Genomic DNA, 22,352 nt, shown 5'->3' with positions numbered 1-22,352 from the left:
TTCTTTTTATTGTTGAAAATGCTGGCGGGCCCAATCTGTACCCTGGGCGCGGACATGTCCAGACCCAAGTGCGGCCATGGGCTGGATTACGTTACGTTATCCGACCAAGGTCTGAACGACCAAGGTCGGGGGCCGTCTCGACCAAGGTCGCCCTTCATTTACAACGTCTTCGGCCTGATCCTCTGTCTCACCGCTGCCCACCCGGAATACGAAGAAGGGCAAAAAAAAAGCGGGGAGGTTCACATGCGATATACCCTGATCGGCCTGACCTCTGCGGTCGGGCTGGCGCTGGCGGCTGGCCCGGTCAGCGCGCAACAGACCGCGCCGTCTGAGACGGCGGCGCTGGAACAAAGACTGGCGGCGATGGAGGGCGAAATGAGCCGCCTGCGCGCGGAACTGGCCGGGCTGAAGGCTGAAAAGGCAACGCCGCCCGCCCCGTCCCAACCCGTCCAGAGCACTGGGCCCGCCTTGCGTTTCGGCGGTTTTCTCAAGACCAATGCCCTGTTCAGCCGCTACGATTCCGGCGATCTGGCCACCGGATCGCTGGGGCGCGACTTCTACCTGCCGGCGTACATCCCGGTTGGCGGAACGCGCGAACACAGCGACGCCGATTTTATCGCCAAACAGACGCGCCTGACCGTGTCGATGGACAGCGGATCGGGTTTAGGGGGGTATGTCGAGGCTGATTTCCAGACCACGCCCGGCGGCGGCAGCGAGCGTACCACCAACGGCTATAATCTGGCGCTGCGCCGCGCCTATATCACCTATGGCCGCTGGCTGTTCGGGCAGGACTGGACGACGTTCCAGAATGTCGCCGTCCTGCCGGAAAGCACGGACTTTGTCGGGCCCACCGAAGGCACGGTCTTTGTGCGTCAGCCGCAGGTACGCTACACCCTGCCGCTGGGTGCGGGCTACACTCTGGCCGTGGCGCTCGAAAACCCCGAAACAGCATCGATTACAGCCACGGTGGCGACCCTGATCGAAAACGACGACGACCGCCAGCCCGACGTGACGGCGCGCCTCAGTCTTAAAAAGCCCTATGGCGATTTCGCGGTGGCGGTTCTGGCGCGGCAACTGGCCGTTGATAATGGCGCGGTCGGGGCCACGGCGTCGGGTTACGGACTCAGCCTGTCGGGAAAGGTGCCCTTCGGGACAAAGGCGCGCCATGATCTGCGCTTTATGCTGACCGGCGGGGAGGGCATCGGGCGCTATGTCGGGCTCAACTTCGCCCCCGATGTCGTCTATGCCGGGACGCCGGGTGCGAAGATGGAGACGGTCGGCGTCACCTCCGGCTTTGCGTCGGTCAAGCTGGGCTGGACGCCGCGCCTGCGTTCGACCTTTGCGGCTTCCTTCCTGAGTGCTGACTATCCGGTGGGCAGCCCCGCTCTGGCGTCGAAATCGGCGCAGAGTCTGGCCGCTAACCTGTTTTTCACGCCGGTCAGGGGGCTCGATCTCGGTATCGAGCTGCGCACCGGCAAGCGTGAATTGGTCAATGGCCAAAGCGGGCGGCTGGACCGCCTCGAACTGGCGGCGAAATACGCCTATTGAGTGCGGGCGCATTGACCCCGGCCCGCGGCGGTGCTTAGGCTCACCCCTTCGTTTTTGCCTGAGTACCCGCATGGCCGCTTCTGCCTCCGCCTCCGTTCCGTCTGTCACTGGTCTGTCGTCCGGTTTGACCAGTAACCACTGGCTGATCGGCATAGGCGGTATTCTCACCCTGCTGCTGATTGCCGTTCTGGTGTCGGCCGATCGCAAGGCTATCCGGCTGCGGATGGTGGCCTGTGCTTTTGCTCTTCAGGTGCTGATCGGCGTGCTGGTCCTGCACACCAGTTGGGGTAAGGCGGGGGTTCAGGCGATTGCGCAAGGCGTCGAAGCCCTTATGGGCTATTCTAAGGGCGCCATTGACATGCTGTTCGGCGGGTTGGTCAATGTGCCAGGTGGGGCGGGCTTTGCTATCAATGTCTTGCCGGTCATCGTCTTTTTTGCCGCGCTGGCTTCGGTGCTCTACTATCTAAAAATCATGCAGTTGATCATCAAGGTGATCGGCGGGGGCCTGGGCTTTATCATCGGCATCAGCCGCGTCGAGGCGCTGGCGGCAGCCGCCAATGTGCTGGTCGGGCAAAGTGAGTCGCCTTTGGTGGTGCGGCCCTACCTGGCGGGCCTGACCAAGGCGCAACTGTTTGCCATCATGGCGTCGGGCATGGCCGGCGTGGCTGGCACCATTCTGGCCGCCTACGCGCAGATCGGCATCAAGATTGACTACCTGTTGGCCGCCAGCTTCATGTCGGCCCCCGGCGGGCTGCTGATGGCCAAGATTATCATTCCGGACCCCAGACGCGCGGTGATCCACTCTCCGGAACCTATCATGGAAGACGCCGACCACCACCCCAAAAGCCTTCTGGCGGCCATTTCCGACGGCGTGCAGGATGGCCTGAAAATCGCCATTTCGGTGGGCGGCATGGTGCTGGCTTTTGTGGCTCTGATCGCGCTGGTTAACGGCATTCTGGGCGGCATAGGCGGCCTGTTTGGCTATCCCGACCTGACGCTTCAGGGGATGTTGGGCTTTGTCTTTGCGCCGGTAATGTTCCTGATCAATATCCCGTGGCATGAGGCGGTGACGGCGGGCGGTCTGTTCGGTGAAAAGCTGATCATGAACGAATTTGTCGCCTATCTGCACCTGATGGACGAGGGCGGGCAGTTGTCGGCGCGTTCGACAGCCATTATGAGTTTTGCCCTGTGTGGCTTCGCCAACCTGTCGTCCATCGCGATCCAACTGGCGGTGATCGGCGGTCTGGCCCCCAATCAGCGCGATATGATTGTCAAGCTGGGGCCAAGGGCGCTTCTGGCCGCTACTCTGGCCAATCTGATGAACGCGGCGATTGCAGGACTTTTGCTGTTTCATTAATCCTAATCCGCGACAAAGGCATTATGCGTAATTTATAAATGGCCGATAAGGCTGTTATCTCACTCGGTTTTTATTCGCGCTAATCTGGCGGTGGTTCAGACACCTTGATACCCGCCGGATTGTTGCGATGCGTTTTGCCCTCTGTCTCCTTCCTTTTCTGCTTGTGGCCTGCTCACCCAAGCCCGACGCCTCTACTCCTACAGAAGCGGAGGCTTCGGCCTCAAGCGCCGCCTCGACCAGCGCGTCGAAAGCCGCTGATGTCGCCGCCGGTTATGTCGGGCGCTGGACTGGGCCGGAAGGCACCTCGCTGGAGGTCGTAGCCCGTCAGCACGATTATGAAGTGACACTCAGCGGTACGATAACGCCGGGCGTCTTTACGGGTACGGTCAATGGCCATGCCATGCAGATCGAGCGCAACGGCGAGACCCAGCTCATCCGCCATGCCACGGGAGCCAAAACCGGCGTCAAAGATCTGGCGGACAAGCTGGATTGCGTGTCCGTCTCGAACGGTGAAGGTTTTTGCAGGGATTAATTTCCTCACATCTGTTGTGGAAATGGGGCCGATCGGTTAGGCAAGGCTCGACTTAAGCTAAAAAGGAGCCTCGCCATGTCCGATGAAGAATTGATCGTAAAAGACGCCAATGGCGCGCGTCTGGCGGATGGCGACAACGTCACCCTGATCAAGGACCTAAAGGTCAAGGGATCGGGCGGCGTGACGCTGAAGCGCGGGACGCTGATCAAAAACATCCGTCTGACCTACGACGAAGACGAAATCGAGTGCAACCACGAGAAGGTACGCGGTCTCGTCCTGCGCACCGAGTTCGTCAAAAAAGCCTGATCTCTCGTTCGTGAGGCGGCGGGCGTGAACATTATCCCCTTGGCGAGCGTATAAACAGCGTTTCAAGAAAGGGAGAGTCACATGGCCCGCACAATCACCCCTAAGGATTCCGTGAGCACCGGTCGTGTCACCGTCGCCGGGTGGCTCCTCTTGATGCTTGGTCTGGCGCAAATCTTCAGCGGTCAGGTGCCGGAGTGGCTGGGCATTGGCCGCAGTGTCGCCGAACAGTCGGCGCTGACCTCACACCCGCTGGTGCCGCTGGGGCCGGCCTTTGCCATCTGGGGCGTCATCTATCTGTGGGCGCTCGTCGGCGCCGTGTGGGGCATTCGTCACCCAGACAATGCGGCGCTGAAAGTCGCCTGGCCGCATACAGCAGTGATCTGGGCGCTCAATTCGGCATGGTCGATTTGGGTGCCTATCCATGGCATCGACTGGGTCAGCTTTGGTATCATTACCGTCTCGCTGACGGCAGGCCTGACGGGACTGATGCGCCTGAAACGGTTGAGCCTCAGCAAGAGCGAAACGGGCTTCGTCGTCGCGCCTCTGGCACTGGTGACCGGATGGATCTCGGCAGCGACGGTGGTCAACTTCACCTCCGCACTGGTGGCAGCGGGGCTTCAGCCCGACCCACGTCAGGTCATGGTGTCGCTAGGCTTTCTGCTGGGGCTGATCGCCTTTGCGGGCATCATGCTGCGCCTGACGCGTTCGCGGCTTTACGCCGTGCCGCTGGTCTGGGCGTTGGGCTGGGTCGCCGCAGCTAATGTGCAGCGTCAGGACGTGCCGCTGATGGCGTTTACGGCGGTCATCGGCATCGGCCTGTTGCTGGCTCTGGCCCTGACCGTGAGGCGCCGGATCGCCTGAGGCCGAACAGGGAGCGCAACAGGGGCACGGCGCGAACGATAAGATAGGTTAGGACGCGGCCCACGACCGCCATCTGAGTTAGGACTGCGAAGTCCAACACAATGAGCAGGTTGACCTTGGCCAGTTGATAGGGCGCCACGATGATCAGGCTCTGATGCACAATATAGAAGAAAGACGGCTTCGGTCAGGGAGCGCCTCGGAGGATCGTTGGCGGGGGAAGGCGCTGACGGGCGGAGCCGAGCAGAGCCAGAATGGCAAACCACATCTGTGTCTCACGCGCCCCGCGTAGCACGAATATAGCCCATGCGGGCAGTTCGCGGTTTAACCAAAAGCTCATCGGCATGAAGACAGCAAATGTGAGAACGGCTACGCACAGTAAATGACAGGCTCAACCGACAGGCCCAAGTCGCCCCGTGCGCCCGGTGCTAGCCGGAAATGCGCGACAGGGGGCGCATGGTGTTTGTCGATCCGGCGGAGCTCTGTGAATCGAAGCCGTCGGCAACCGCCGCTATAAGGGGGGCACTGTAAATAAATCAGCCCTGTCAGGTGAACTGGCAGGGCTGTTTGCGCTGTCTATCTGTTGCTTTTCAGCGCCGCGCTGATACCCTCAGCGTAGTCCGGGTGGATGCGTTCGAAGTGGGTGAGGGCCCGTTCGATGATGACGTCGGGCACCCCGGCCATGGAGGCGGCGATATTCGCAAACAGTCGCGCCTTTTGGTCGTCATCGAATAAGTTGAAGAGGGCGCGCGGCTGGCTGTAATCGTCATTGCCGTTGCGGTGGTCGTAGCGGTCGGCGTCGCCCGTGATCCGCAGCGGCGGTTCGCGATATTGCGGGGCTTCCCTGGGGCCGTCGAAGCTGTTGGGCTCGTAATAGGCGTTCGGGTTCGACTGGAAGTTATCGAAAAAGCGCATGGAGCCGTCGCGGTGATAATGGTTCACCGGGCATTTCGGCGCATTGACTGGCAGGGCCTCATAGTGCGTCCCCAGACGGTAGCGGTGGGCGTCGGCATAGGCAAACAGCCGCGCCTGCAACACCTTGTCGGGCGAGAAACCGATGCCGGGCACGATGTTGGATGGCGAGAAGGCCGCCTGCTCGATCTCGGCGAAGTAGTTGGACGCATTACGGTTCAGCTCGATAACGCCTACGTCGATCAGCGGATAATCGCTGTGCGGCCACACCTTGGTCAGGTCGAACGGGTTGTAGGGCGTGGTGTCGGCCTCCAGTTCCGGCATGATCTGCACCTTGACGTCCCACTTCGGGTACTGATGCGCCTCGATGGCCCCGAACAAAGCCTCCTGATAGGTTTCGCGCGACTGCCCGATCACATTGGCAGCCTGGGCATTGGTATAGTGGGCGTGGCCCTGACGCGTCTTGAAGTGGAACTTGACCCAGAAGCGCTCATTATCGGCATTGAGGAAGCTGTAGGTGTGCGAACCGAAGCCGTCCATATGCATCGGATCGGTTGGGATGCCGCGATCGGACATCAGTATGGTCACCTGATGCAGAGCTTCGGGCGACAGGGACCAGAAGTCCCAGGCGGCGGTTGAGGAGCGCAGGTTGGTGCGCGGGTGGCGCTTCTGCGTATGGATGAAGTCCGGGAATTTGAGCGGGTCGCGGATGAAGAAGACCGGCGTATTGTTGCCGACGAGGTCCCAGTTACCTTCTGAGGTGTAGAATTTGAGCGCAAAGCCGCGCACATCGCGCTCGGCATCTGCGGCGCCCAGTTCGCCGGCCACGGTCGAAAAGCGCGCCAGCAACGGCGTGGTGGCCCCTAGTTCAAAGACGCGGGCGCGTGTGTATTTTGAGATGTCGTGCGTGACGGTGAAGGTCCCGAACGCGCCCCAGCCCTTGGCGTGCACGACGCGCTCAGGGATGCGCTCACGGTTTTGATGCGCCAGCTTTTCAATGAGCTGATAGTCCTGCATCAGTAGCGGCCCGCGCGGCCCCGCGCTCAGGCTGTTCTGATTGTCCGCCACCGGCGCACCGGCCGTCGTGGTCATGATTTTGCCGTGCATAACGGGGCACTTGCTCTCGCTCATCGTCTTGTCTTTCCTTAGCCTTTTGTCCTCTGTGGGACGTAGGGCAACTATGGCGAAGCTACGGGAATAAATGAAATAGATAGTCTTTGAATTTTGAATAAGGAAAACTTTGCCGCAGGGAACGCCCTACTGACGGGAACTGGCAGGATAGATGCGGTGAATGGCAACCTCGCCACTGGACGTGCGATCGTTTCCACCGCAAGAGACGGGACGCTTGTTCAATGCGTTGCATACATCCTGCCTTGCGAAGCGGGGGAGGGAGTTGAGGTTTTTTATGTCTGTTGCCAGCCTGATCCGTCTGTTGTCTCTGGCCGCCATCTGGGGCGGGTCGTTCCTGTTCATGCGCCTGAGTGTCGGGGCGCTGGGGCCGGTATGGCTGATTGCCATTCGGGTGCTGCTGGCGGCGGTGTTTCTGACCGGTGTGGGCGTAGCAACGCGCAAAACGCTACAGATCAAAGGGTTTTATAAGTACTTCCTGATCCTGGGCCTGTTCAATTCGGTGGTGCCCTTTGTGCTGTTTGCCTTTGCTGCCGAAAGTTTGACGGCCTCTCTGCTGTCGATCCTCAACGCCATGTCGCCGTTGTTTGCCGTTATCATCATGGCGGTGTGGTCGCGCCGGATGCCGGATATAAAAACGGTCTTCGGCCTGTTGCTGGGCGTGGCCGGGGTCGGGGTGCTGGTCGGGCTTGATGCCACACACCTCACCCTACGGGAAGCCGTGGCGTTGCTGGCGGGGCTGGTCGCGGCGCTGTGCTACGCCATTGCCTCGGTCTATGCCCGTCACGCACCGCGCACGCCCGATCCGTTGTCCAATGCCCACGGCGGCATGTGGGCCTCGGTGGTGCTGATCGCGCCCTTCGTGCCGGTCCTTGCGCCCACGACCACGCAACTGATGACGCTGACGCCTGTGGCCGCCGCCGGTGTGGTGGCGCTGGGCGTCGTGTGCAGCGGCATTGCCTATATGATCTATTTCCGCCTGATCAATGACATAGGGGCGGCCCCCGCCTTGACCGTCACCTTCCTGATCCCGGTCTTCGGTACGCTGTGGGGCTGGCTGTTCCTGCACGAAACCGTGGGACTGAGCACCCTGATCGGCGGGGCGCTGGTCCTGTGGGGCACAGCGCTGGTGGTCGGGTTCGACCCGCGCGCTCTGTTTAGAGCGGAGTGATTTCTACTGAAATCATTCCGCTCAAGCCGCCATTGAGGCGGCGGCCAAGGTGGCGCAAGCCACCGCCCGGCGAGGGGCTAAACAAAATCCAGATCATTATGTTTCTAGCAGAAATCATAATGATCTGGGAAACGTCAGGCGACTTTGGAATAGCGGTTCGGCGCTTCGGATTGCCGCGCATAGGTGTCAAAGGCGCAGGCGACATTGCGCGCCAGCATCTTCAGCGGCGAATGGAAGCGCACACGGCGGTTTTCGACGCTCACCAGGCCCGCCGCCATAAAGTCGGCCAGCCCGGCAATGTCGGCATCGAGATAATCCGCCGCATAACCATAGCGTTCCAGTATGGCCGGAATATCGGCTTCGAAATAGCACATCAGGTCGCTGATCACCGCCTTGCGCAGCGTGTCATCGCCCTGATAGGCCCAGCCGCGCACCGTCGCCCAGTCGCCAGCCACAAGGCGGTTCTGATAGGTGGTCGATTGTGGGATATTCTGCATGATGCCGCCGTCCAGCTCACCGATGGACGAGGCCCCCAGCCCCAGCAGATAGTCATTGGGCAGGGTCGAATAGCCCATGAAGTTGCGGCGCAGCGTCCGCGCCTCAAACGCGCGTGACATCTCATCGTCGGGCTTGGCGAAATGGTCGATGCCGATGGCGCGATAGCCGTGTGAGGTCAGATAGTCCGACAAGCGCAGGAACATGGCCACCTTGTCTTCCGTGCCCGGCAGGCGGGCTTCGTCGATCAGGGTCTGGTGCCTTTTTACCCATGGCACATGGGCGTAGGAAAAGGCCGAAATGCGGTCGGGGTCCAGTTCGGACACGTGGGCGAGGGTGGTGTCGAGGCTCTTCAGGGTCTGGCCCGGCAAGCCATAGACCAGATCAATGCCGATGCGGTTTAGGCCATTGTCGCGCAGGTGGCCCATCACTGTCTTGACCTGCTCCAGCGGCTGGATGCGGTTAATGGCGGCCTGCACGGCGGGATAGGTGTCCTGAATGCCCAGAGAGACGCGGTTGAAACCAAAGGCCGCATAGGCCTTGATTTTGCTCAGCGTGACGCGGCGCGGGTCCAGTTCGATGGCGATTTCGGCGTCGGGCAAAAGGTCGAAGGCCTCATGCAGGGCCTCAAAAAGGCGGCCCATATCGGCCGGCTTGAGCATGGAGGGCGAGCCACCGCCGAAGTGGACGCTGTGCACCGCCGGACGGAAGCCCAGATGCGCGCCGACGGCCTGAATTTCGGCGACCAGCGCCCCGACATAGGCCTCGACCGGCGCATATTTCAACGTTGCCCGCGTATTGCAGCCGCAGAAATGGCACATCTGCTCGCAGAAGGGGATGTGCAGATAGAGGGCAATCGGCTGATCCGGACGCAGGGAGGACAGCCAACCCTTATAGGTCTTCGGCGTCAAGGCGCCGAAATGATGCGCCGACGGATAGGAGGTGTAGCGCGGGGCTTCCCGCCCCATAAAGCGCATCACATCGTGCTCTTGCCACGATTTTTGAGCAAACGACTGAGTGGGAAAAGAAGTGTCGGGCATGAGCGGCGTCCTGAGGCGGTACGTTCTGCTCTTACGCCGGTTTGTCCTTAGGCTTTATGTGGTCTTTCGTCGCACATCCGCCATTCCTCCAGCCTAACGGGCCGATTTACGGCAGTTTGGCGCTGGCCATGGTCGCCAGTACGTCTTTCAGGCTGGCATCGTAATAGTGTTCAGCCGGGGCGATATAGACGATGTAATAGCCCAGCCCGCCCTTGGAAGCGGCCTGCGCCACGCCCCGCACGTTCAGCCCCTCGGCCGTCTTGGCCGTAATGTCGAAACGCACGGCGCGCTGACCGTTCAGATCGACCGGTTTGGGGGCCGAAGCCTCGACCTTCTGATAATCGAGCGCTGCCAGCGAGTTGGTGACAAACTCGATCTGTTCCGGATAGGACATGTTGGCCTTGCCACGCGGGGCCGGGGCGTTTTTGTTATCGCCCTTGACCGGGTGGACCATCAGCGGGTCGGCAGCACTCAGCCCTTCGGAAACAAACAAGCGGTTAAGGCCGGGCCCGTCGATCGACAGGATTTTGACCTTCTTGGCGCGGCTGTAATAGAGCGGCGAGATGTCGGACCAGTCTCGGCTGAGGCTGACGCTGTATCCCGTGCCGACGGCCAGAGCCCCCTTCGGGGCCAACGTCGCGCCGCCACAACCGGCCAGAAGCGCGGCGGCAAGTGTGGCGGCAGCGATGGTTTTCAGAGCGGTGATTTTACGCATGATTGTCCCCCGATAAATCAGTTCTTGGCAGGCGCGGGCGACGGCGCTGCGGGAGCAGGTGCCGTCTTCAGGCCGGTGAGCAGGTCTTCGACCATCCAGGCGTCTTGCGCCTGCGGATAGGTCTTGAGATAGGTTTCGTAAGCGGCGACGGCGTCCTGCGTGCGGCCCATGCGGCGATAGACCTCACCCAGTTGCCGACGGGTTTCCGGCGGCGCGTCGGGCAGGGCGGCGGCTTCGCTATAGGCATTGGCGGCGGCCAGCAGGTCCTGAGAACCGATGTTGTCCTTTGCCCTCAGACGATAGGCCTCACCGGCATAGAAGGTGAGCAGGCCGCGATCGAGGCCGTCCTGCTGTAGTTCAGCGATTAGGAATAGGGTCTGACCATAGTCCTGACGGCGCAGATCGTCCTTCAGCCAGCGCGCGAGATAGGGGCGGATTTGGGCGCGATAGGCGGCGCGCTTCTCTTTTTGCACCTCGTCGGAGTCGCTTTTGACCTTCAATCCTTCGGCCTGCCGGCTGAGCGCATCGACGCGCTCGCTTTCCAGCGGGTGTGAGCCGAAGATATTGATGCGGCCGCCACGCTTGCGCGTGCGTTCATAGTCGGATGCCTGAGTCTCGTCGATCAGATAGGACCAAATGCGCACCGACGCATAGGGGTCGTAACCGGCCTTCAGCGCGTAGCTATTACCGAAGCGGTCCGCCTCGCTCTCATTGTCGCGCGAATAGGCAAAGTAGGAAGCGATGGCCCCCAGATACACCGCGTCGATCAGCCCGCCGGTCAGGTTCGATATGTCGCGCGCCGCGGAATAGCTGCCTGCATTAGCGGCTGCCCCCGCGCCGATGATGGCGATGACCATGCCCGCGGCGGCGGCGGCGTTCTGGTTCGACTTGACCGTCTCGAACGCTTCGGTCGAGTGATTGTGGCGATAGTGGGCAAATTCGTGCCCCAGAACGAAGGCCAGTTCGTCTTCGGTTTGGGCTCGGAGCAGCAGGCCGGTCCATACTTCGGTATAGCCGTTGGGGGCCATGGAGGCGTTGAAGAAGGGCCGATCCATCACATAGAGGCGCAGGTCGCCTTTGTAATCTCCGGCCACCCGATCCAGCACGCTGCGGACATAGGCATTGAGCGCTTCGTCATGGTTGCGCTCCCCCGACGTGCGGGCGTCGCGCTCGGCCTTTTTCGTCTCTTCCCAGATGGAAAATTCCAGCGTTCCGGCCATAGGCGTCTGGCCCGGCTGACGCTCCGGATATTTGTCGAGGGCCACAGCCGGTTGCGTTGCCGTCATCAGCAGCGCGCAGGTGAGGGCGGTAAGCGCGCGGCGCATCAGAGCGGCAGGTCCTTGAACAGTTTTTCGACCGCCGCGGTCGCCCCTTCGGCTTCCCGGATGTCGGTGCCTGAGGCCACCGTGTTAAACTGATACCACACGACCTGACCCGTATCGAGATCGACCAATGTGGATTGCAGGCCCTGACCGCCGAACTGCATCGGCCCGCCCAGTAGCGCCATGCCGACGTTCAGTGCCGCCTTGGCCGAGCTTTGGTAGCTGCCCTTGCAGGTGAGAAACAGAGCATAGCGCGGCGCCTTGTCCGTCATTGCGGCGGGCACCAGCGTGCGTGCGCCACTGCCCAGCGTCCAGTCGAAGGAGGTCTTCGTCGGCAGACGCAGCATAGGCACCTGCTGCCAGGCGATGGCCGACACCACCTCATCGTTCAGTTTCAGTATCTGAAGGGCGCGCGGGTCTTCGTAGGTGTCGAGCGCCACTTCGCTGACGGCGTATTTTTTGGCCTTGAGGGCGGTGGTCAGGGCCGCCGACAGGTGCCCCTGCGACGCCTTTGACCAGTCCGAGCGCGGCTCCTGCACGCCGCCGGCGGTCAGCAGGGACAGGCTGACTTCGGGGGTTACGATCAGAAGCGGCGCGCCTTCGGCGGGCTTGTCGATCTTGACGAAGGACTTGATCGTCTGAGCCTGCGCCGCGACGGGGGCGACAACGCATGAGAGCGCGCAGGTGGTCGTAACGGCGGACACCGCCGCTGCGAAAAGCACTTTTTTCATCTCATTCCCTCCCCCGAAGGCAAATAAAGCCCGCCCGTACAGGTTTCCGCGGCGAAACAAACCTGATCCTCAGGATTGCAAAGATGAACGCTAATCGAAAACGGATGACCCCGCAAGAGGTCATCCGTCGTGATAAAAACTCTCAACTACAAGGCGTTATTTTTGCAATGCGGCATCCAGCGCCTCGGCGAAGGCCTGTGGCTGATCGTACATGATGAAGTGGCGGCTATCCTTGATGCCGACAATATTGAGTTTGGCCGTGCCGCTATATTGTTGCGTATAGAAGCCAAAGGTCTGTTCCGCCGTAAAGGGCATGGAGGCGTGGTGCGGGACGAGGACGGTCACCGCGGCGGTGATCTTCGAAAGCTCAGGGCGCAGGTCCATGGTCATGTCGTCATAGAAGGCCTGAGCCGAGGCGCGGCGGTCGCTCAGCGCCGTCCACAGGGCGATGCGGCGTTGGTTGCGTTCGGCATCCGTGGTGGCTGCCGCCAGAGCGGCACGGGCGGCGTCCTGCTGTGCCTTATAGGTGGTGTCATCGACCTTAAGCTGGGCGTCGCGCAACTGAGCGGCCTGCGGGGCGATGGTATCGACCGTGGCGACCGGGTTGAACAGCACGCCGATAAAGGGCAGGGCATCGACGACGATCAGCTTGGACAGAGCCTGCGGGTGGCGGGTGGCCAGCTTGAGTCCCATCAGCCCGCCCAGCGAATGACCCACCACGATTGGGTCTTTCAGCTTGTTTTGCGCGATATAAGCGTTCAGCGCCTCAACGGACGGGGTGATGACCGGGCCTTCGGCATTGCCGCCGGCGGGCTCACCGGCAAAACCGGCGATGTGCAGCAGGTGCAGGCGATAGCGACCTTTGAGGCGTTCGGCCGTGGCCTCCCACACTTCGCGCGAGCAGTTGAGGCCGGGAATAAGGATCAGGTCGGGGCCTGTGCCCACCACCTCAACCGAAAAGCGCGCCGTGGGGGCATCGGGGTAAAGGGTGGCGGATTTGGCGGCCGACAGGTTGGCGGCGAGGATGCCCAGGGCGACCACGACCCAAATGGCAAAGTGGTAGCGCGAAGGCTTTGCAATAAAGCGCTTGAACATAGGATTTCCTTTTCAGATCAGTTTCTTATTCGCCTGAGTTCAGGCGATGCGGATTTTCAAAAATCGCTTCGACGGCAAGGTCGAAAATGGCGGCGATACGATAGGCCAGATCGAGCGACGGATCATGTTTGTCGGACTCGATGGCGATAACGGCCTGCCGCGAGACGTTGAGGCGGGCGGCCAGATCGGCCTGGGTCAGACCGGCCTCAGTGCGCAGGTCTTTCAGGCGGTTCTTCATTTGCTGCCCCGGATGAAGGGCGAGGCCAGACCGAAGCAGGCCCAGAACATGGGATAGACCAGATAGCGCTCGATCAACTGGGTTTCGGTGAAGTTCTCGATAAAGCCGATGACGGTGCTAAGGAACAGGGTGAGGCCCATGGCGATCAGGACGCGGCGGACCATCATGGCGCGGATAAATTCATCCGACCGCTCGATAAAGCGCAGGAAGGTGACAATGGTGCCGCCAATGGGCAGGGCGGGCAGGACGGCCAGTGCGTACAGCAGCGGACCCGTCGGGTGATTGGCCTTGATATACAGGATCGCGCCGATCAGCAGGCCAGCATAGAGCGCCATCCAGAGGGTCATTTGAATCGCGTATTCGGCGGCGGGTGTTTTCAGGTTCATGGGTGTCGTCCTTGGCAAAGGTGAAAGGACATCGGGCCGGATGTAAGGTTAAGCTTACATCGCAAAAATGTAATGTCAACCTGACATGAGAAAAAAATGTCAGGTTTGTGTTACATGGCGTCAGACGTTGCAGATAGCCGAACGCTCCGGGGCCCGCTTGTCGTCTGTGTAGCGCTGTGATATTACTTACTGACCAGTCAGTCAGTAAGTGAAAATGTCTACTCTCCTGCCTCAAAAACGTCTGCGCCTGTCTCCCGATGTCCGCCGCGATGCCCTGTTGCGGGCGGCCTATGACCTGTTCAGTCGCCACGGCTTTGCCGATACGCGCATGGACGATGTGGCGGCGGCGGCGGGCGTGTCCAAGGGCACGGTCTATCTCTATTTCCCGACCAAGGAGGCGCTGTTTGCGGCCTTGCTGCGGCGGGACGTCTTGCCACGCGTCGGGCGCATCCTGTTTGTGCTCAACCATTATAACGGCCCGGTGGGCTGGCTTTTGAAGCGCGTGACGCACTTTATCGGTGGCAAAATCGACGCGGGCACCGTGCCGCTTTATCCCAAGCTGCTGGTGCGCGAAGCCTCGCGCTTTCCCGAACTGGCGCGCTTTTATCATGATGAGGTCATCACGCCGGTACTGGAGGCGGTGGAAGGCCTGTTCCGGCGGGCCATAGCGCGTGGGGAACTGATCGCCGGTGAACCGAAGATGTACGCGCATCTGTTCATCGCGCCGGTGGTCAAGGCGGCGCTGTGGTACTTCACCTTTGGTGAGATCAGCGCCCCGGCGGTCAAGGCGCGGCCCTATCTGAAAGCCCATGTCGAGACGTTCCTGAGAGGAGTGAGGCCATGAGTCGTCGCTACGCGCTTCTGTGTTTGCCGTTATGCTTAAGCGCCTGCGCGCGCGAAGAGGCCGGGCACTATACGGGTTATGTCGAGGCGCAGTCGGTGGCGGTGGCCGCGCCGCAATCCGGCTGGCTGACGCAGGTCTATGTCGATGACGGGGCGACGGTCAGCGCAGGTGAGCCCTTGTTTACGCTCGACGCGACACAGCAGCAGCAGGCTTTAAGCGGCGCAGAGAGCCAGAGGCGCGCCGCCGAAGCGACGGCGACCGACCTCAGCAAGGGCGCGCGCGAGGCGGATATTGCGCCCCTGCTGAAAGAGCGCGATCAGGCGCGCGCTTCGCTCGATCTCGCCCGTTCCGAAGAGGCGCGCTACGCCAAACTGGCACCGCAGGGCTATGTGTCTCAGGCCAAACTCGATCAGCTCAGGGCCACACGGCAGGCGGCCGAAGCCAATGTCGCCGCCATTGAACGTAGTATAGTAGCGCGTCGTCAGGCGGCGCGGACGGATCAACTGGCCGCCGCGCAGGCTCAGGCGCAGGCCGCCGGGGCCGAGGCATCTCAGGCCCAATGGATGCTGGACGAGCGGGCGGTGAAGGCGCGCTTGAATGGGCAGGTCGAGCGGCGTCTGCGCGAGGCCGGGGAGTTTGTCGCCGCAGGTACGCCGGTGCTCAGTGTCTATCCCGGGGGGCGCGAATTTGTGCGCTTTTACGTGCCGCAGGGTGATCTGGCGAAGATCAGGATCGGGCAGACGATCCGCCTATCCTGTGACGGATGTCAGGCGCAGACGGCGAAGGTGCGCTATGTGTCGCCGGAGGCCGAGTTTACGCCGCCGGTCATCTATTCGGTGCGCGAACGCAAGAAACTGGTCTTTCTGATCGAGGCGACGCCGCAAAGGCCCGACGTTCTTAAGGCCGGTCAGCCTGTGGATGTGGCACTATGAAGACGGGCAATTCCCACGCTTCAGTAAGCGGGGGAGGTATAAAAGATGTGGGCCTTTCTCCCTCTCTGCTTGGCGGGGAGGGGAGACCGCGAAGCGGTGGGAGGGGCAGACCGCGCCGATATGGCCCCCCCTGTCGGCGATTGCGCCCCGACACGTCCTCCGTAAACAGGGGGAGGCGGCCATGACTGACCGTGCTATTGATGTGTACGGCCTGACCAAGCGCTTCGGTGATCGCGTGGCCGTGGATAACGTAGCCATTCGTATGCCTAGAGGTCAGGTCTGGGGCTTTCTAGGGCCCAACGGTTCCGGAAAAACGACAACTATTCGCATGTTATGCGGACTTCTTAAACCAGATGCAGGACAGGGCACCTGCCTTGGCTACGACCTCATAGCCGACAGCGGTCAGATCAAGCGGCAGGTAGGGTATATGACTCAGAAATTCTCCTTCTGGGAGGACCTGTCGATCCGCGAAAATCTGGAGTTTGTGGCGCGGCTTTATGAGCTTAGGAATATAAAACAAGTTATTGATCAGACTCTGGAAACACTTGGCCTGAGCAGCCGCCAGAAACAACTGGCTGGTACGCTTTCGGGCGGCTGGAAACAGAGGCTGGCACTGGCCGCTTGTACCCTGCACAACCCCGCCATGCTACTGCTCGATGAACCAACGGCGGGGGTCGATCCGCAGGCGCGCCGCGACTTCTGGGACCAGATTCACCGGCTGGCCGCTGAAGGCCTGACCGTGCTGGTTTCGACCCACTATATGGATGAGGCCGAGCGCTGCGATGAGATCGTCTATATCGCCTATGGTCAGTTGATGACGCAGGGGCCGGTTAGCCGCATTATCGACGAGAGCGGCTTGCACACCTGGGTTGCCGAAGGGCCCGGTGTGCGGGCACTGGCCGACCGTTTGCGCGGCCGTGATGGCGCTGAGCACGTAGCCTATTTCGGCTCGGCCCTGCACGTTTCCGACAGCAATGCCGCTAAGCTCGACGCCCTGATCGCCAGCGAAGGCGGAGCGGGCACGCAGTGGCGACGCGAACGCCCCAGCCTCGAAGACGTCTTCATCGATTTAATGAGTCAGGCGCAGGACAAGTCATGAAAGAAGACTCTGTGTTTGCCGCTCTGCCCTTGCCTTTCAGGTTTGGTCCGTTCTTCCTCTCGGAAAAAGCGGACGCGGCGGAGGACAAATCATGATCGCCCCGCTGAAGCGCATCCTCGCCATACTGGCCAAGGAATTTATCCAGATGCGGCGCGACCGCATGACCTTTGGCATGATGATCATGGTGCCGATCCTCCAGTTGACCCTGTTCGGTTTCGCTATCAATTCCGATCCACGCCACCTGCCGACCGCCGTATATCTGGAAGAAACCAGCCCTGCCGTGCGGTCGATCGTTGCCGCCATGCGCCAATCGACCTATTTCGACATCAAACAGCAGGTGTTCGACCCGGCGCAGGCCGATCGCCTGCTGCAAAATGGCGAGGTGGCCTTTGTCGTCGAGGTGCCATCGGGCTTTACGCGCGGCCTGCTGCGCGGAGACCGGCCGCAACTGCTGCTGTCGGCGGACGCTTCTGACCCGTCGGCGGCGTCCGGGGCGGTCGGACAGATGAACGAGATCGTGCGAAGGGCAATCAACGATGGATTAGGGCGTAGCTGGTCCACCTTGCAAGGGCAAAAGCCTCTGGTCGATGTGGTGGTGCATCGCCGCTACAATCCCGAAGGCATCACCCAGTATAATATCGTGCCGGGTCTGCTCGGCGTTATCCTGACCATGACTATGATCATGATTACCTCGATGGCCATGACGCGTGAGCGCGAGCGCGGCACGCTGGAAAACCTGCTGGCTATGCCGGCGCGCCCGTGGGAGGTGATGGTGGGCAAGATCACCCCCTATGTCGGGGTGGGGCTGATCCAGACGGGTATCGTGTTGCTGGCCTCGACCTTCGTGTTCGGCGTGCCGTTTCTAGGCTCGCCGTGGCTGCTTCTGGCCTGTGTCGGTCTGTTTATCATTGCTAATCTGGCCGTCGGGTTCACTTTCTCAACCATTGCCCGCACCCAGATGCAGGCCATGCAGATGACCTTCTTCTTCTTTCTGCCGTCTATTCTGTTGTCAGGCTTTATGTTTCCGTTTCGAGGTATGCCTGAATGGGCGCAGTGGGTCGGTTCGGTTTTCCCGCTGACACATTTTTTGCGTGCCGTGCGGGGCATCATGCTCAAGGGCGCCGACGCCAGTGCTGTGTGGCACAATATCTGGCCGCTGTTGATCTTCATCACTGTGGCCAGTTTTATCGCGCTTAAGCGTTATCGACTGACCTTGGACTAAACGTGAATCTTTTTACGTGCGGCGCAAAATTAACTCAAATTAACCATTGCGGCCGTAAAACCGAATCCAGCGTTTTATGAAAACGAGGCGGAAGATGACGGTTCAGGGTATCAAGCCCCTGCGCGACGGCTTGCTGGCGGGGGCTTTGGTGTTCGGTGTGGCGCTGGTGGCGTCGCTGGCAGTCTATATGACGGCGCAGCACGGTATGAAGACCGAGATTCGTGACAATCTGAACGGTCTGTCGCATCAAGCCGCCGCCCTGCTGGATACGGGAACTCTTTCGACCTTCACCTCCGACACGGACAAGGCGGGCAGCGATTATCAGGCCGTCGCCGCGCCGTTTCAGAAGCTGATCGATGCTGACAAGCGTCTGGCGTTCATCTACGCCATGGTCGAGCGCGAGGGTAAAGTCTATTTTGTTATCGACGTGCAGCCGACCGGCAGCATTGGCGAGCCCTCGTCGGTAATGGAAGAGTATAAAGACGCCTCGCCGCTTCTGATTCAGTCTTTTCGCGACCGCAAAGGCGCAACCGAAAGCGAACCGGTCACCGACAAATGGGGCACCTTCCTGTCCGGCTATGCGCCCTTTACCGACGCCTCGGGACAGTTTGCCGGTCTGGTTGGGGTGGACATCACGCTGAAAGAATATCAGGCTAGCTTGAACCGTATCCGTCTGGCCCTGCTAATCGGTCTGGGGCTGGCGGCCCTTTGCGCGGTGGGTGTCGGCCTCGGCGTCTATCGGGCGCGTCAGGTCATAGCCCGCGCGCGGCAGGCCGCCGCCGAACAGGCGCAGCGCATCAGCGATATGGAACGCCAGCGTCAGGAAACCGAAGCGCATGAGGCTGAACGCGCCGCACAACTGCGTCGCTGCACGCTGAATGCCCTGGCTGACGAACTGGAAGCCTCTGTGACGACAGTGGTCAGCGAGGTGGTTTCAGCCACGGCCCTGCTGAAAGGCGAAGCCGATAACGTCACCCATATCGCGCAGGACACCAAGACGCGCACCCATCGCGTCTGCGGCATTTCGCAGAACGCTGCCTCCAACTCCGCTCAGGTGGCCGCCGCGGCCGAAGAACTGACCGCCTCCATCGCCGCTATCCGCGAACAGGCCGAACACGCCGCCGCCGTGGTGCGCGTGGCCTCGGTCAAAGGCGATGCGGCCAAGTCGGTGATTCAACGGTTGAGCGATTCTTCGGGACGTATCGGCGATGTCGTCGGCTTGATTAACACCATTGCCGGGCAGATCAATCTCCTGTCGCTCAATGCCACCATTGAGGCGGCGCGCGCCGGGGAGGCGGGCAGGGGCTTTGCGGTTGTGGCCTCTGAGGTCAAGGCCCTGTCCAATCAGGTGTCGAAGGCGTTGGGCGATATTTCGGCGCTAGTGGGGGCCATTCAGTCCGAGACCCAGTTGTCGGTTGAGGCGATGAATGACATTCTGCGCACTATTGCCGAGATTGAGGCGGGCACCGGCGTCATCGCTGAGGCCGTCGGTCAGCAGTCGCAGGTGACGGCGGAAATCTCGCATACCATCCACGCCACGGCGGCCGGGGCGCGCGAAATCGCCGACAATATGCAAAACGTCACCGATTCTGCGGAAAACACCGGCCTGACGGCACAAAAGGTCGCCGGGGCCAGCGAAACCTTGCAAGGCCGCGCCCGCGAACTGAGTGACAAGGTTGACGGCTTCGTTCGCCAGATCCGGGCTTAGGACATTTTCGACACAGTCAGGCATTCAGACTTAGTCCTTGAGGTTCAGGCCGGGGGCACTCATCGAATCCTTATGGCGATCGCCTTATCCGGCTGTCTTGACCAATTACCTGAAGGATCTCCGATGAAAACGCTGTTTTTGAGTGGCGCACTCGCCTTCGCCGCGCCCGCCATGGCGCAGTCTCCAGCAGACTTCTCCGGCCCCTATATTGCGGGGCAGGGCGGCTATGCCAAGACCAAGCTGGAGGTGACGTATAGTGCCGGCACCACCACGGAAAGCGCCTCCGATGATACCGGCAATGGAGCGGCGGGGGTCATTCTGGGCTTCAATGCACAAAGCAATGGTGCAGTTTTCGGCGTCGAGACCGATCTGAACTGGAATAATGCCAAAGACCGTTACAGGGTGCTTGGCGAAGAGGTCGAGACCGGCATCGACTATTCCGGCGCGGTGCGTGCACGTCTGGGTTTTGTGTCAGGCAACACCCTGTTTTACGGCGCGGCCGGAGTCGCCGGGACGCGCGCCTATGTCGAATATGACGGCGAGAAGGAGACCGAAACCGTCGCCGGCTGGACGGCGGGCATCGGGGCTGATCACGCCTTCAGCGACCGCGTGTTTGGCCGCATCGAATACCGCTACACCGACTTTGGCGATGTCGAGGACGACGGTGTGAAGGCTGAACTGATGCAGCAGTCGGTGTGGCTGGGTCTGGGCATGAAGTTCTGACCTGGATTTTGTTTGGCCCCTCTGCGGGTACGGGCTCCCAAAACTTATAAAAGGGCGGGCGTCTGCGGACGCCCGCCCTTTTTCGTGTCACGGGCTTTTTCCTTTGAGATTTGCCGTCAGAAGTGCCAAACAGTGCGCCGGTAAAACCTGAGGTCGGTAAAAACCTAAGGCCGGCAAAAACGAAGGTGCGTGTGATGACGAACGAACAGGTCAACCCCATCCCAAACATACTGACGGCCACCCGACTGGTGCTTGGGATCGCCATGTTTGTGCTGATGGCGGTGTCGGCGGATGCCATTCCGATGGTGTCAGTGATGCCAGACATGATCTTCGGGTTGCAACGCTGGGCCTTCTACCTGTTTGTCGTGGCTGCGGTGACCGACTACCTTGATGGTTATCTGGCGCGTAGGCTCAACGCCGTTTCGGTCTGGGGCTCGATTCTTGATCCCATAGCGGACAAGATTCTGGTCTGCGGCACGCTTCTGGGCCTCTTTGCTATGCACACGGGCGACCCGATTTTCGTATTGCCTGGCGCGATCATCCTGTTTCGCGAATTTGCCGTCTCATCCTTGCGCGAAGCCACCGCCGGGCGCAGCCTTTCCCTGCCGGTGACCGTGCTGTCGAAGTGGAAGACGGCCATTCAGATGACCTCACTGGGCGCGTTACTGATCACCGAAAGCTGGGCCGCCTTTGGTTTGGAAAAGCTGCTGCCCCTTTGGTACGACCCCTTCTTCACCATCGCCTATCTGGCCCTGTGGTTCGCCGCCTTGGCCTCGATCTGGACGGGCGTCACGTACTTCATTCAAACGCGCCGCCAACTCTAAGGAATGCCCGGAATTAGAAGGCTGACCCGGGCTGTTGAAGGTTTGGCCTTGGTGGAAGGCGCTGATAAAGAAGCGCCTTCGGCGATTTATCGGAATAAATTGGGTGAGGCCCAATTTATTATAGATCAACTGGGCATCAGGGTTCATGCAACCGACAGGTCGATTTCTTTTTCGGAAATCTTATCTGTACTGTGTAGCCAAAGGTCAAAAGTAGGTGTTTCCAACGAAGTCGTGACTCTCGTTATGGGTGACGGGGACGACGTACAGCTTTTCATTGACACTGGCAGAGGTCAATTCATCGATATATTTCCGATCTTTGCCTTTATCCGGCACAAGGTCGAACGCACCACATAGTCAGCTATCGGGTTTCTGCGAAAAAGTTAACGCGCTAACCGTCTTTCCAAACGCTTCGTTAACCATGTTTTGAGAGGCTGACGTCATGTATGGACTCATGGTGTCGGGCGGGTAATGGCTAAGAAAGAGAAACCCAAGAAGGAAGAGGCGCCGCCGGTTGACGGTGCCGAAGGCGAAGACGGCGAAGCCCCAAAGAAAAAAGGCTTGCCGATCATGCTGATCGCTATCGCTGGGGGCGCGGTGGTGCTGCTCGGTGGGGGCGGGGCTGCCGCCTATTTCCTGTTCCTCAAGCCCAAGCCAGCCGCCGAAGCCGGTGCGCACGGCGAAGAAGCCAAGGGTGGCCACGGCGAAGAAAAGAAAAAAGACGACGGCCACGGCAAGAAAAAGGAAGAGAAGGGCGGTCACGGTGGTGGCGGCGAAAAGGTCGATCCCAAGACCCAGCCTGTGATCGCCGAAGGGCCGGACGGCATCACCTATTTCACCCTGCCGGACACGCTGGCTAATATCCAGACGACCAATGGCAAGGCGACCTATCTCAAGCTGAAATTGACCTTCGAAGTGGCGGATCATGAGACGGTAGAACTTCTCAATCAAAGCCTGCCGCGTATTGACGACGTGTTGCAGGGCTTCCTGCGCGAGCTGCGCCCGGAGGACGTGACCGGCTCTCAGGGGAGTTATCAGTTGCGTCTGGAGATCCTGCGTCGTGTCAATCTGGTGCTGGCCCCACATAAGGTGAATGCGGTGCTGATTGAAGAGATGCTGATTACCTGAATCAGGGTAGCAGCAGGTTTCGGGTAAGAGTCGGGAAGCAG

At 60.5% G+C, this 22,352-nt stretch carries 22 protein-coding genes; 14 read left to right on the top strand and 8 right to left on the bottom strand.

What is annotated here, in order from left to right:
- The first annotated feature begins 243 nt into the window (after positions 1-243).
- The 5 genes from ASTEX_RS07260 to ASTEX_RS07240 all read left to right on the top strand — a co-directional run bounded on the left by ASTEX_RS07260 (position 244) and on the right by ASTEX_RS07240 (position 4,604).
- Positions 244-1,548 (top strand): DcaP family trimeric outer membrane transporter, encoded by a 1,305-nt coding sequence (locus ASTEX_RS07260; protein ID WP_013478958.1) that lies wholly within the window; start codon positions 244-246, stop codon positions 1,546-1,548.
- Between the two features lie 70 nt (positions 1,549-1,618).
- Positions 1,619-2,905: a NupC/NupG family nucleoside CNT transporter gene (locus tag ASTEX_RS07255; protein ID WP_013478957.1), complete on the top strand. Its 1,287-nt coding sequence runs from the start codon at positions 1,619-1,621 to the stop codon at positions 2,903-2,905.
- Between the two features lie 127 nt (positions 2,906-3,032).
- Entirely contained in the window at positions 3,033-3,437 is a 405-nt protein-coding gene (locus ASTEX_RS07250) for a hypothetical protein (RefSeq protein WP_013478956.1), read from the top strand.
- Between the two features lie 75 nt (positions 3,438-3,512).
- On the top strand, positions 3,513-3,743 hold the full coding sequence (locus tag ASTEX_RS07245; RefSeq protein ID WP_013478955.1) for an alkylphosphonate utilization protein: 231 nt from the start codon (positions 3,513-3,515) through the stop codon (positions 3,741-3,743).
- An 81-nt stretch (positions 3,744-3,824) separates the two neighbouring features.
- Positions 3,825-4,604, top strand: coding sequence for a hypothetical protein (locus ASTEX_RS07240; protein ID WP_013478954.1), 780 nt, complete (start codon positions 3,825-3,827; stop codon positions 4,602-4,604).
- A 573-nt stretch (positions 4,605-5,177) separates the two neighbouring features.
- Here ASTEX_RS07240 and ASTEX_RS07235 read toward each other — a convergent pair.
- Entirely contained in the window at positions 5,178-6,644 is a 1,467-nt protein-coding gene (locus ASTEX_RS07235; protein WP_013478953.1) for a catalase, read from the bottom strand.
- A 274-nt stretch (positions 6,645-6,918) separates the two neighbouring features.
- On the opposite strand from ASTEX_RS07235, the gene ASTEX_RS07230 reads away from it, so the two are divergent.
- On the top strand, positions 6,919-7,812 hold the full coding sequence (locus tag ASTEX_RS07230; RefSeq protein WP_013478952.1) for a DMT family transporter: 894 nt from the start codon (positions 6,919-6,921) through the stop codon (positions 7,810-7,812).
- 134 nt (positions 7,813-7,946) lie between these two features.
- On the opposite strand, the gene hemN is transcribed toward ASTEX_RS07230, so the two are convergent.
- The 7 genes from hemN to ASTEX_RS07195 all read right to left on the bottom strand — a co-directional run bounded on the left by hemN (position 7,947) and on the right by ASTEX_RS07195 (position 13,834).
- Positions 7,947-9,347: an oxygen-independent coproporphyrinogen III oxidase gene (gene hemN / locus ASTEX_RS07225; RefSeq protein ID WP_013478951.1), complete on the bottom strand. Its 1,401-nt coding sequence runs from the start codon at positions 9,345-9,347 to the stop codon at positions 7,947-7,949.
- 106 nt (positions 9,348-9,453) lie between these two features.
- A complete protein-coding gene (locus tag ASTEX_RS07220) occupies positions 9,454-10,062 on the bottom strand; it encodes a hypothetical protein (RefSeq protein ID WP_013478950.1) in 609 nt (202 codons plus the stop codon).
- Between the two features lie 17 nt (positions 10,063-10,079).
- Positions 10,080-11,387 (bottom strand): M48 family metallopeptidase, encoded by a 1,308-nt coding sequence (locus ASTEX_RS19285; RefSeq protein WP_013478949.1) that lies wholly within the window; start codon positions 11,385-11,387, stop codon positions 10,080-10,082.
- Entirely contained in the window at positions 11,387-12,115 is a 729-nt protein-coding gene (locus ASTEX_RS07210; RefSeq protein ID WP_013478948.1) for a hypothetical protein, read from the bottom strand. Before ASTEX_RS07210 ends, ASTEX_RS19285 begins: the two co-directional genes overlap by 1 nt.
- Before the next feature lie 156 nt (positions 12,116-12,271).
- Entirely contained in the window at positions 12,272-13,210 is a 939-nt protein-coding gene (locus tag ASTEX_RS07205; protein ID WP_013478947.1) for an alpha/beta fold hydrolase, read from the bottom strand.
- A 25-nt stretch (positions 13,211-13,235) separates the two neighbouring features.
- Positions 13,236-13,448, bottom strand: coding sequence for a helix-turn-helix transcriptional regulator (locus tag ASTEX_RS07200; protein WP_013478946.1), 213 nt, complete (start codon positions 13,446-13,448; stop codon positions 13,236-13,238).
- A complete protein-coding gene (locus ASTEX_RS07195; protein WP_013478945.1) occupies positions 13,445-13,834 on the bottom strand; it encodes a hypothetical protein in 390 nt (129 codons plus the stop codon). Before ASTEX_RS07195 ends, ASTEX_RS07200 begins: the two co-directional genes overlap by 4 nt.
- Positions 13,835-14,048: 214 nt before the next feature.
- On the opposite strand from ASTEX_RS07195, the gene ASTEX_RS07190 reads away from it, so the two are divergent.
- The 8 genes from ASTEX_RS07190 (at position 14,049) to ASTEX_RS07150 (ending at position 22,311) form a co-directional block, all read left to right on the top strand.
- A complete protein-coding gene (locus tag ASTEX_RS07190) occupies positions 14,049-14,678 on the top strand; it encodes a TetR/AcrR family transcriptional regulator (RefSeq protein ID WP_013478944.1) in 630 nt (209 codons plus the stop codon).
- The gene (locus tag ASTEX_RS07185) at positions 14,675-15,610 is read left to right on the top strand and encodes an HlyD family secretion protein (RefSeq protein WP_013478943.1); all 936 of its coding nucleotides are present in this window, start codon (positions 14,675-14,677) and stop codon (positions 15,608-15,610) included. The genes ASTEX_RS07190 and ASTEX_RS07185 overlap by 4 nt, the downstream gene beginning before the upstream one ends.
- A 181-nt stretch (positions 15,611-15,791) precedes the next feature.
- A complete protein-coding gene (locus tag ASTEX_RS07180) occupies positions 15,792-16,709 on the top strand; it encodes an ABC transporter ATP-binding protein (RefSeq protein WP_013478942.1) in 918 nt (305 codons plus the stop codon).
- A gap of 91 nt (positions 16,710-16,800) precedes the next feature.
- Complete coding sequence (locus ASTEX_RS07175) at positions 16,801-17,931, top strand: ABC transporter permease (RefSeq protein ID WP_013478940.1); 1,131 nt, start codon at positions 16,801-16,803, stop codon at positions 17,929-17,931.
- Between the two features lie 94 nt (positions 17,932-18,025).
- Positions 18,026-19,639: a methyl-accepting chemotaxis protein gene (locus ASTEX_RS19280; RefSeq protein WP_013478939.1), complete on the top strand. Its 1,614-nt coding sequence runs from the start codon at positions 18,026-18,028 to the stop codon at positions 19,637-19,639.
- Positions 19,640-19,762: 123 nt separating this feature from the next.
- The gene (locus ASTEX_RS07165; RefSeq protein WP_013478938.1) at positions 19,763-20,362 is read left to right on the top strand and encodes an outer membrane protein; all 600 of its coding nucleotides are present in this window, start codon (positions 19,763-19,765) and stop codon (positions 20,360-20,362) included.
- A gap of 194 nt (positions 20,363-20,556) precedes the next feature.
- Positions 20,557-21,186 (top strand): CDP-diacylglycerol--glycerol-3-phosphate 3-phosphatidyltransferase, encoded by a 630-nt coding sequence (gene pgsA / locus ASTEX_RS07160; RefSeq protein WP_013478937.1) that lies wholly within the window; start codon positions 20,557-20,559, stop codon positions 21,184-21,186.
- Between the two features lie 468 nt (positions 21,187-21,654).
- A complete protein-coding gene (locus ASTEX_RS07150; protein ID WP_013478936.1) occupies positions 21,655-22,311 on the top strand; it encodes a flagellar basal body-associated FliL family protein in 657 nt (218 codons plus the stop codon).
- Positions 22,312-22,352 lie beyond the last annotated feature (41 nt).

Origin of the sequence: Asticcacaulis excentricus CB 48, assembly GCF_000175215.2 — a bacterium.
Lineage (GTDB): Bacteria > Pseudomonadota > Alphaproteobacteria > Caulobacterales > Caulobacteraceae > Asticcacaulis > Asticcacaulis excentricus.
This window is presented reverse-complemented; position numbering and strand designations above follow the sequence as displayed.